Annotated in this window: 12 protein-coding genes; 2 read left to right on the top strand and 10 right to left on the bottom strand. The window is 37.8% G+C overall.

Translation table 11 applies throughout. The features are described 5' to 3' along the window. Positions 1-6: 6 nt before the first annotated feature. The 5 genes from CCAL9328_RS02465 to CCAL9328_RS02485 all read right to left on the bottom strand — a co-directional run bounded on the left by CCAL9328_RS02465 (position 7) and on the right by CCAL9328_RS02485 (position 4,110). The gene (locus tag CCAL9328_RS02465) at positions 7-852 is read right to left on the bottom strand and encodes a fumarate hydratase (RefSeq protein WP_169936943.1); all 846 of its coding nucleotides are present in this window, start codon (positions 850-852) and stop codon (positions 7-9) included. Between the two features lie 168 nt (positions 853-1,020). Continuing rightward, positions 1,021-2,346 carry a hemolysin family protein gene (locus CCAL9328_RS02470; RefSeq protein ID WP_169936945.1) on the bottom strand — a complete coding sequence of 442 codons (1,326 nt, stop codon included), beginning with the start codon at positions 2,344-2,346 and terminating at the stop codon, positions 1,021-1,023. Positions 2,347-2,461: 115 nt separating this feature from the next. Further along, positions 2,462-2,977 carry a flavodoxin family protein gene (locus CCAL9328_RS02475; RefSeq protein WP_169999917.1) on the bottom strand — a complete coding sequence of 172 codons (516 nt, stop codon included), beginning with the start codon at positions 2,975-2,977 and terminating at the stop codon, positions 2,462-2,464. A 41-nt stretch (positions 2,978-3,018) separates the two neighbouring features. Continuing rightward, entirely contained in the window at positions 3,019-3,543 is a 525-nt protein-coding gene (locus CCAL9328_RS02480) for a pyridoxamine 5'-phosphate oxidase family protein (protein ID WP_169936947.1), read from the bottom strand. Positions 3,544-3,654: 111 nt separating this feature from the next. After that, positions 3,655-4,110, bottom strand: a complete 456-nt coding sequence (locus tag CCAL9328_RS02485) for a DUF411 domain-containing protein (RefSeq protein ID WP_169936949.1) — start codon at positions 4,108-4,110, stop codon at positions 3,655-3,657. A 126-nt stretch (positions 4,111-4,236) separates the two neighbouring features. Here CCAL9328_RS02485 and CCAL9328_RS02490 point away from each other — a divergent pair, with 126 nt between their 5' ends. Continuing rightward, positions 4,237-5,202 carry a putative transporter gene (locus CCAL9328_RS02490; RefSeq protein WP_169936951.1) on the top strand — a complete coding sequence of 322 codons (966 nt, stop codon included), beginning with the start codon at positions 4,237-4,239 and terminating at the stop codon, positions 5,200-5,202. A 12-nt stretch (positions 5,203-5,214) separates the two neighbouring features. Further along, a complete protein-coding gene (locus CCAL9328_RS02495; protein ID WP_169999918.1) occupies positions 5,215-6,024 on the top strand; it encodes a M48 family metallopeptidase in 810 nt (269 codons plus the stop codon). A gap of 23 nt (positions 6,025-6,047) precedes the next feature. On the opposite strand, the gene CCAL9328_RS02500 is transcribed toward CCAL9328_RS02495, so the two are convergent. The 5 genes from CCAL9328_RS02500 to CCAL9328_RS11135 all read right to left on the bottom strand — a co-directional run. Next, a complete protein-coding gene (locus tag CCAL9328_RS02500; protein ID WP_169972033.1) occupies positions 6,048-7,265 on the bottom strand; it encodes a hypothetical protein in 1,218 nt (405 codons plus the stop codon). Between the two features lie 9 nt (positions 7,266-7,274). Next, positions 7,275-7,541: an HP0495 family protein gene (locus tag CCAL9328_RS02505; RefSeq protein WP_169972034.1), complete on the bottom strand. Its 267-nt coding sequence runs from the start codon at positions 7,539-7,541 to the stop codon at positions 7,275-7,277. Further along, positions 7,519-7,989: a cyclic pyranopterin monophosphate synthase MoaC gene (gene moaC / locus CCAL9328_RS02510; RefSeq protein WP_169972035.1), complete on the bottom strand. Its 471-nt coding sequence runs from the start codon at positions 7,987-7,989 to the stop codon at positions 7,519-7,521. The genes CCAL9328_RS02505 and moaC overlap by 23 nt, the downstream gene beginning before the upstream one ends. A gap of 242 nt (positions 7,990-8,231) precedes the next feature. Then, entirely contained in the window at positions 8,232-8,639 is a 408-nt protein-coding gene (locus CCAL9328_RS11130) for a prolyl oligopeptidase family serine peptidase (RefSeq protein ID WP_349304185.1), read from the bottom strand. Continuing rightward, positions 8,534-8,937: alpha/beta hydrolase (locus CCAL9328_RS11135; protein WP_228026610.1), on the bottom strand; the 404-nt coding region annotated here is incomplete at its 5' end. The genes CCAL9328_RS11135 and CCAL9328_RS11130, both read right to left, overlap by 106 nt.

Below are 8,937 nucleotides of genomic sequence, written 5' to 3' on the forward strand. Positions count from 1 at the left end.
AACTCCTTAAATTTCAGCGTCTGCGTGGCGAGCAGCATGGCAGTTGATATTTACAGCTACAGGAAGACCCGCGATATGAGTTGGATACCATTCGACATTGACTTTAACAGCGGTATTATCGCCGCCCATACCTTGTGGCCCCACTCCTGTTTGTCTAGCCATCTCAAGAAGCTCGTCTTCTAGTTTTGCGTATCTTTTGTCAGGGTTTCTGCTATCTACTGAACGAACGGCTGCAAGTTTTGAAAGAAGCGCTGCTTTGTCCATTGTTCCACCGATACCTACGCCTACTACCATAGGAGGACAGGCGTTTGGACCAGCTAGTTTAACAGCTTCTAAAAATACCCTTTTAACACCTTCGATCCCATCTGCTGGAACTAACATTTTAAGGATTGATTTGTTTTCGCTACCAAAGCCTTTTGGAGCAACTTTGATCTTAAGTTTATCTCCTGGAACGATGCGTGTATTTATAACCGCAGGAGTGTTATTTGCCGTGTTTTTGCGCTCAAAAAGTGGCTCTGCAACCACAGACTTACGTAAGTAACCACCAACATATCCGTCTGCTACGCCTGCATTTATAGCATCTTCAAGGTAACCACCCTCTATATGAACATCTTGTCCTATTTCTACAAAAACAACGGTCATACCTGTATCTTGACATATCGGAGCAACGCCTTTTTCGGCTAGATCGGCATTTTGTAAAATTTTGCCTATGATGTCTTTACCAAGCGGTGAACTCTCGTTTACTTGTGCTTTTTTAAAAGCTGCTCTCATATCATCAGTAACGACATAACAAGCTTTTTTGCAAAGTTCGCTAACAACTTTTGTTATCTCGTCTGCTTGAACTACTCTCATTTTTCCTCCTTATAGTTCGGTGTTGAAATTATACAATTAAAATTAAAATTTCAGTTTAAATATGATTTTTTTTAAGCAAAAGGAGTAAAAAAGAGTAAAATCGTAAATTTTATCAATTTTAAGTAAAATTATCGTATAAATTTTTATATTTAGAAAAAAGAGGAGAGACTACTCTTCCTCTTGTAAAGTTTTCCTACGAATTTTTACACGCAAGATACTAGTGCCGTCCATTTTTCGCACCTCATAGAAGAAATTCTCATCCTCTGTGCGGTCTCCCACAACAGGCAATCGACCGATTAGGTTAAATACATAGCCACCTATGGTAACTTGCTCAGTAGCTTCGTCAAATGTTATACCAAACATCTCTTCTATACTTTCAAGCTCGAACCTACCGCTAAATTCGTAAATATCATCATTTATTTTCTTATACTGCTCGCTGGCATCGTCATGCTCGTCATTCATATCGCCAAGGACTTCTTCCATGATATCTTCCATGGTTAAAATTCCCGAAGTCCCACCATACTCATCAACAACAAGCGCGGCTGATTTTTGCTCTTTGTTCATAAGCAGTATAACTTTGGATATGGAGAGGCTTTCCGGCACGATAAGAAATTCCCTAACTATACCGTCAAAATTTCTCTCCTTATCACCAAAGTGTATCTCAAGGATATCGCGGATATGTATCATACCAAGCACAACGTCTTTGCTTCCGTCTATATAAGGATAGCGGGTGTATTTTGAGTCAAAAACTATCTTTAAATTTTCCTCAAAGCCTCTTTGCTTATTTATGCAAACCATATCGCGACGAGGTGTCATTATCTCTTTTGCGACCGTGTCACTAAAGTCGACGGCATTTTTTATGATCTCGGTTTCAAAACTATCAAGAACTCCGCCTTTTAGACTCTCTCCGACTATGATCTTTATCTCCTCTTCAGAGTGCGCAAGGTCGTTTTCTTTAGCCGGTTTTATGCCTAAAATTTTAAGACCCAAGATGGCTAGAGCGTCAAATGTTTTAATCACAGGAGAAAATATAACCCAAAAAACATGAAGAGGTTTTGCTATCCTTAGCACCGATACTTCGGCTTTTGCTATAGCTATAGACTTTGGTATCAGCTCACCCACTACAACATGAAGTAGTGTGATGATAGTAAAAGCTATCGCAAAACCAACCGTGCTAATGAGCAAATCACTCATATCCAAATATTTTTTAAGCGGTCCCTCTATCACTCTAGCAACGGCAGGCTCACCGATCCAGCCAAGAGCCAGCGAGCTAAGTGTTATGCCAAGTTGCGTTGCGCTTAGATAGGTATCAAGCTGGTTTGACATATCAAAGGCAAGCTGAGCGTTTGGAGTTTTTTCTTTTATGAGCTCTTCAAGGCGAGTTTTGCGTATCTTGACAAGAGAAAATTCTGAAAGAACAAAGAAGGCATTTAATAAAATAAATACAACTGCGAGGAATATCATCAAAAGCGAACTGTCGCTACTGGGGTGCAATTATGATCCTTAATGGTTAAAATTTAAAAGCCACATTATAGCAAAAAGTATTTAAATTTCAAAAAATGGTGGCATAAAACCTCTCTTTTGTATTAAATTGCGTAAAACCGTGTATTTATAAAATTCCTCTAAATGCAGTTTTAGCATTTATGATGTCATTTGTGTCAGGATGCAAGGCTGCTTCTTTCCATCTAGCTTCACGTGAAGAGGTGATCTTATAGTGCTTTTTATTGCTAGTTTTTAAAGCCGCAACTCTTATCTCGTCTATAAATTTCTGACTTATTGCCCCTTGGGAGATAAATTCTCTAATCACACTATTTTGTCCATCTTCAAGTAGTTTCTTGCCATCCTTTAACGCTTTTGCGGCATACTCGCTATCAGCTCTAGCTCCAAGAGTTATAAAAAGCCCGACATTTTTACCTTTTATATTTTCTTGTATAAAACGTTTAAAATTCGTATCTATAGTGCCTTTATAGATATAATAACCAACCGCGATAAAATCAAAATCATCCAAATTTTTAGCTGCTTCGTCACTATAGCACACAGCCTTACAACCAAGCTCACCTGCTATAGCCTTGGCAACTTTCTTTGTGTTGCCGGTTAATGACGAATACACAACTATCTTTTTCATTAAAATATCCTCTTAGCTATCTTTACTATGATCACTTAAATTTATCTGCTTTCGTGCGGATACATTTCTTGCAAGCCTTTTATAACTTTTAAACCAAGGGTATCGTAAGCCGCGCCAAATCCTCTTACAAAACGCCCTTGTTTTAAACTAGCTTTTACGACATAAAAATCTTTCATGTTTTTTATATAAACAAATGCGCTTTCGTTTGGATTTTTTGCGGCTAACTTATCAAAATACTCATCTCTTTTTGCCTCGTCTTTTATAAAATCAACCTCGCATTTTATGCTTAGCCTAACTCTTGCTAAAATAGTCTTTGCAGTACTTTCATCTTCTAAAAATAGCAACGAAGCTTTATTTGGATTAGCTTTTAGTGAAGAGTAGTGCTCGGCAATAGAACTTAGACAAAGGTAAATTTCATCGCCCTCTCTTACAAAGGGGGCATACGAGCTCACGCACTGCCCTTTTGAGTTAAGGCTTGAGATGATGACGGTTTTTAGGCTATCTACAAATTTAAAAACGCTGTCTTGAATTTTATCGAGTGGTTTTTCGTTAATTTGCGCGTGCATATTTTTCTCCTATATTAAATTTATCTAGTTAATGATGATTTTGTAAGTTATATTATAGAGTAAAATAAGAAATTTAAGTGCAAATTTTTGCACTTAAATTTCTTTTAGAAGTTATTGTATCTTTTTGCTTCCGATATATGTAGCAAAAATTTCTCTTGTGCCGTCTTGTTTGAATAATACGATATCGTATTTATCAGGCTCGCTTCCTTGCTCCATACCTGGACTTTCTAGCGGCATTCCCGGCGCACTTATGCCTATAACGCCCTCTGGTTTTATCTCAAGTAGTTTTTTTATCTCTGCCGCAGGGACATGTCCCTCTACTACATATCCACTAATAATCGCCGTATGGCAGCTTGAAAGCTCGAGCGGAACGTTAAATTTTTTCTTTAGGGCAACCGTATCTTGCACCTTATACTCAATTGTCTCAAAACCGTCTTTTTGCATAACCGCTTCCCACTTAGAACAGCAACCGCAAGTAGGCGATTTATAAACCTCAAGCAAATTCGAACCAAAAGACGAAACCGCAACTAGCGACGCAATTGTCGCAACTTTAACTAAAAATTTCATTTTACTCCTTCATATTGTAAAATTTTAGTAAATTCTACAAAATAGTTTTAAATTTAAACCAAATAATATACCAAAACTCCTTTACCTGTTTTTTGATATAATTTGCCAAAAATTTTAAGGGAATTTATGTTTGTTTCATTTTTTAGATCCAAACAATGGTTGTTGTGGGCTTACGGTGGAGCAGCCTTTATCATCGCTTTACTTGTTTATCAAACACACCTAAACGTTGCCATAAACGAATGGTATAAAAATTTTTACGACATCATGCAAAATATCAAAGATCATACGATAGATGACTTTTGGCGAGAAATTTTTAACTTTATTTATATAGCCATGCCTTATGTTTTGACATATATGGTGATATCGTTTTTCGCAAGCCACTGGGTATTTCGCTGGAGAGAAGCGATGACTTTTGGCTATCTTAAATTTTGGCAAAAATGCGAATACGACGTCGAAGGCAGCTCGCAACGTATACAAGAAGACATTTATCGCTTCGCAAAGATAATGGAAAGTCTGGGTGTTGATGTGCTTCGCGCCATCATGACACTTGTTGCGTTTACACCAGTTCTTTGGGGGCTTAGCTCCAAGGTTGATCTACCATACATCAAAGACATACCCGGCTCACTTGTATGGATAGCACTTGGAGTAAGCATAGGAGGTCTTATCATATCTTGGTTTGTCGGCATCAAGCTTCCTCATCTTGAGTATAATAACCAAAAAGTAGAAGCCGCCTTTAGAAAAGAGCTTGTTTTTGCCGAAAACGACAAAGTTAATTACGCTAGATCAGAGACTATCGTCGAGCTTTTTACGGGGCTTAAATTTAACTACTACCGTTTGTTTTTGCATTATGGCTACTTTAATATCTGGCTTATTTCATTTTCACAAATTTTAGTTATAGTGCCATATATGATAATGGGAAGCGGGCTTTTTACGGGGATGATAACTCTTGGTATACTTGTGCAAGTTAGCAACGCATTTTCACAGGTGCGTAGCAGTTTTTCGGTATTTATATCAAACTGGACAACTATAACCGAACTTAGATCGATATACAAACGTCTAAAAGAATTTGAAGAAAACATCGGCTACAAATAAAAGGAGAACACGATGAGAAAAATTTTACTTACTTTATGTGCAGTTTTAACGCTTTTTACAGGCTGTTTTACAAGCTCTACAGGCGCTGGCACAGTTGGAACAGACCGAAAACAACTGCTTTTAATATCAGCTGCGGTTATGGACGAGAGTGCGGCGCAAGCTTACGTTAAAACCTTAAGCAGTGCAAAAACAAAAGGAACTTTAAACATAGACCCGGTTCTAACAAAACGTGTTCAAAATATCTCAAAAAGACTGATCGCCCAAACAGGCGTGTTTAGACAAGATGCGTTAAAATGGAACTGGCAAGCAAACGTCATAAACGAAGACACACTAAACGCATGGTGTATGCCTGGGGGTCGCATAGTGGTTTATAGCGGACTTATCACAAAACTAAGTCTAAATGACGCACAAATCGCAGCCGTAGTCGGACACGAGATAGCTCATGCCCTACGAGAACACAGTCGTGAGCAGGCAAGCCACGATCAACTTAAAAATATAGGAATTTTTGCCATATCGCAAGCCGCAGGACTTGGTGACGTTGGAGCACAAGCTCTAAATATCGCAACACAATACACTATAACACTACCTTTTTCTCGCTCTCACGAAACCGAAGCCGACCATATAGGCACGGAACTAATGGCAAGAGCCGGATATGATCCAAATGAAGCAGTTAAAGTCTGGGAAAAGATGAGCAAGGTAAGTGCTTCAGGAGGTGTGCCTGAAATTTTAAGCACTCACCCGTCAAACGAAAGTCGTATAAAAGACTTGCAAGAGATAGCCAAAAAACTAGAGCCTTTATATCTTGCAAGTAGTAAAAAATAAGCCAAAAGGCGGACTTTACCGCCTTACTCTTTATCTTTTTTGATATTAGACAAAAAGTCTTTAGCCGCCTTGTAAGCTCTATCTCCAAATTTCTTAGCCTCGGCTTTTATGTCCATTTGCTTTAGCTCTTCAAATTTCTCATTTGCCCTTTTCTCAAAGTCGGCTATCTTTTCGCCACTATCAAATTCGCTTTTAAATTTCTTACTTCGCTCGTTAAATTCGTTTTTAATATCGTTAAATTTCTCATTTGCCGCGTTTACAAGCGAGGTAATGCTTGGATTTGACTTGATCTCTTCGATACGGTTTCTTATCTCTTCGCTTGCTTGCTCACTCATGCGTTTAAGCCTTGCGAAATTTGTATCAAGTTCGGTATTTAAAATGTTATAAATTTCATTTTTAGCCGAACCGTCTGAAATATCGTCTATATGCCTAAGCATGGCGATAAAGTCCTCATCGATCTTATCAAGCTGCGCTAGTTCACTGTTTAGTTTTAGCTCATCAGGGGCAAATTTGGTTTCATCTTTTAGCTTTTCTATAGCTTTTAAAATTCCCTCCTTTGCGCCATTTACCGAGCCGTCAACCAACTCTTTTGAAAATATATGACCCTCGTTTGCGACTTCACAAGCTGCAACGATGATGGTTTTTGAAATTTCAAGCATTCTGTTTTTGCTAAATTCACCGCCCAATATAGCAACATAAGTCATATTTTTAGCTATTTGCAAGATGGTATCATTTACGTCCTCTGCTCTTTCTATCGTCGTTAAAAATGCACTTTGAGCGCTTTCTTTTAAAATTCCAAGCATTCTAGTTTCGCGGATTATCGCGTTATTTAATAAATTTAATATCTCTTCTTTGCCCTCAAAATCATTTTTAGCAACTACCTCTTCGGCAGTTTCAAAAGATAATTTCAAAGTATTTTTTATCTCTTCTTGTTTTAATTTTATAGCATTTAAAATTTCATCCCTTTTATCATAAAGTGCAAAAAGCTCATCTTCTTTATCGCCAACAAGAGCTTGATTTAGCCCTTCCATGGCATTTTTTAAATTTTTAGCGCTTGCTAAATTTTCCTCTTGCAAGCTTAACAAAACTTCACTCATCTTTGTTTGCAAAGCGTCTTTTAGCTCTCCGCTTTTAACCCCTTTAACGTCTTTGCAGTATTCAAAAGCAAGGGATTTCATACTTGTTAATAGCCCATCGCTGTCTTTATAAATTTTTAAATTACTTTTTAGTTTTTCGATCATTTTTTGCTCCTATAAAACAAATTTTGCACTATGTTTTAGTGCTGAAAATATCTCAAGTCTTTCCTCATCGCCAAAAACAAGAACATTTACGTTATAGCTTGCGTATTTTTTATCTTTGCTAAATTTAGAAAAAACGAGCTTGTGTTCCCTGTTGCCAACTATATCCAAAACTCTCTTTTTCACATCATCTTTTGCGTCAAATATAACCTTGTATTCCCAAAATACAGGATAACTTATGGTTGGTTTTTGATTATTAATGTCGCATATACTCGCCACTTTTACCTCCGCTCTTACTCTCAAGCACGATATCTGTTATTTGCATCGTTTTATCTATCGCCTTTATCATGTCATATATCGCAAGAAGTCCTATGCTAACACCGGTAAGTGCTTCCATCTCAACACCGGTTTTGCCGTTTATCTTCACGCTAACATATAATTTAAATGCATTTATGTCGCCAAGCTCTTCTATGTCACAGTCGATCCCGCTTATAAGCAGAGGATGACACATCGGTATAAGCTCACTTGTCTTTTTCGCACCCATTATAGCGGCGATAACGGCAGTTTGAAGCACCGGACCTTTTTTGCCGGTATTTTCTTTAACGGCGTCAAAAGCCTCTTTGCTCATTTTTATGACGCCGCTTGCTTTTGCTATCCTAAGAGTCGGCTCTTTTGGACTAACATCAACCATTTTTGGACGATTTTTCTCATCTAAATGTGTAAGCATTGTTATCCTTAATTTAGTTTTTGGAATTATAACAAAGAAAGTTAAAAAGAGGGTATAAAAGCAAAAGCCCCCTTGGGGGAAATGGGGGCTTAATTGCTACAAAAAGGAGGTTTTCTTATTCGGACAAGGAAATAATACTATCTTGGTCTAAATTTAAAAACAACTTATTGTTAATAAAACATAATATGTCCGATTTTACTTTTGAAATTTCCAATTTATCCATCGCATTCATGTTTGTAAATTTATCTCTTTAAATTTTCATCTAAAAATTTAAAGATGATATTTGAAATTTCATCCTGCACCCACTCGACTCCACCGTGATCCGCGCCCTTTATGATATAAAGCTTGCTTTGCACTCCTGCTTTTCGCAAAGCTTCATGCATGAGTTCTGACTGATTTGGCGACACACGCCTATCTTTATCTCCGACCATTATAAGAAAAGGCGGTGTGTTTTTATTTATATAAGTTATTGGATTAGCAGCGGTTGCGCGTTTGGGATATTGAAGTATACTGCCGCTGGTTCTTGAATTTGTAGCCATACCGTTTAGCCATATAGCCTCAGGTGCGCTGGCTGAGTAATGCTCTTCTTCAAGCTCTTTTTCATATCCGTATCCGATTTTATTAAGGTCAGATAAGCCGTATATATCAATAACCGCTTTAACATCATTTTTTGATCTAAATTTTCGCCATCTTCAAATTCTTTTAGTCCATTTGTAGTGCCGGTTATCGCGGCTAAATATCCACCCGCAGAGTTGCCCATAACAGCTATATGCTCCGGATCTATGCCAAAACGCTTGTGGTTCGCTCGTAAAAACCTAATAGCGCTTTTCACATCCATCAATGGCTTGGGAAATGTTACTTCTGGAGCAACGCGATACTCGATACTTGCCACAACATATCCTGCCTCGGCTAATGCCATACGGTTTTGTAAAAATTTAGATTTGCTTG

The organism is Campylobacter sp. RM9328 (assembly GCF_012978615.1).

What these genes read in the sequence shown, in the direction of transcription:
- CCAL9328_RS02485 (WP_169936949.1), bottom strand. Translation starts at nt 4,110, where the DNA reads ATGAAATTTTTAGTTAAAGTTGCGACAATTGCGTCGCTAGTTGCGGTT.
- CCAL9328_RS02475 (WP_169999917.1), bottom strand. Translation starts at nt 2,977, where the DNA reads ATGAAAAAGATAGTTGTGTATTCGTCATTAACCGGCAACACAAAGAAA.
- CCAL9328_RS02490 (WP_169936951.1), top strand. Translation starts at nt 4,237, where the DNA reads ATGTTTGTTTCATTTTTTAGATCCAAACAATGGTTGTTGTGGGCTTAC.
- CCAL9328_RS02495 (WP_169999918.1), top strand. Translation starts at nt 5,215, where the DNA reads ATGAGAAAAATTTTACTTACTTTATGTGCAGTTTTAACGCTTTTTACA.
- CCAL9328_RS02465 (WP_169936943.1), bottom strand. Translation starts at nt 852, where the DNA reads ATGAGAGTAGTTCAAGCAGACGAGATAACAAAAGTTGTTAGCGAACTT.
- moaC (WP_169972035.1), bottom strand. Translation starts at nt 7,989, where the DNA reads ATGCTTACACATTTAGATGAGAAAAATCGTCCAAAAATGGTTGATGTT.
- CCAL9328_RS02480 (WP_169936947.1), bottom strand. Translation starts at nt 3,543, where the DNA reads ATGCACGCGCAAATTAACGAAAAACCACTCGATAAAATTCAAGACAGC.
- CCAL9328_RS02500 (WP_169972033.1), bottom strand. Translation starts at nt 7,265, where the DNA reads ATGATCGAAAAACTAAAAAGTAATTTAAAAATTTATAAAGACAGCGAT.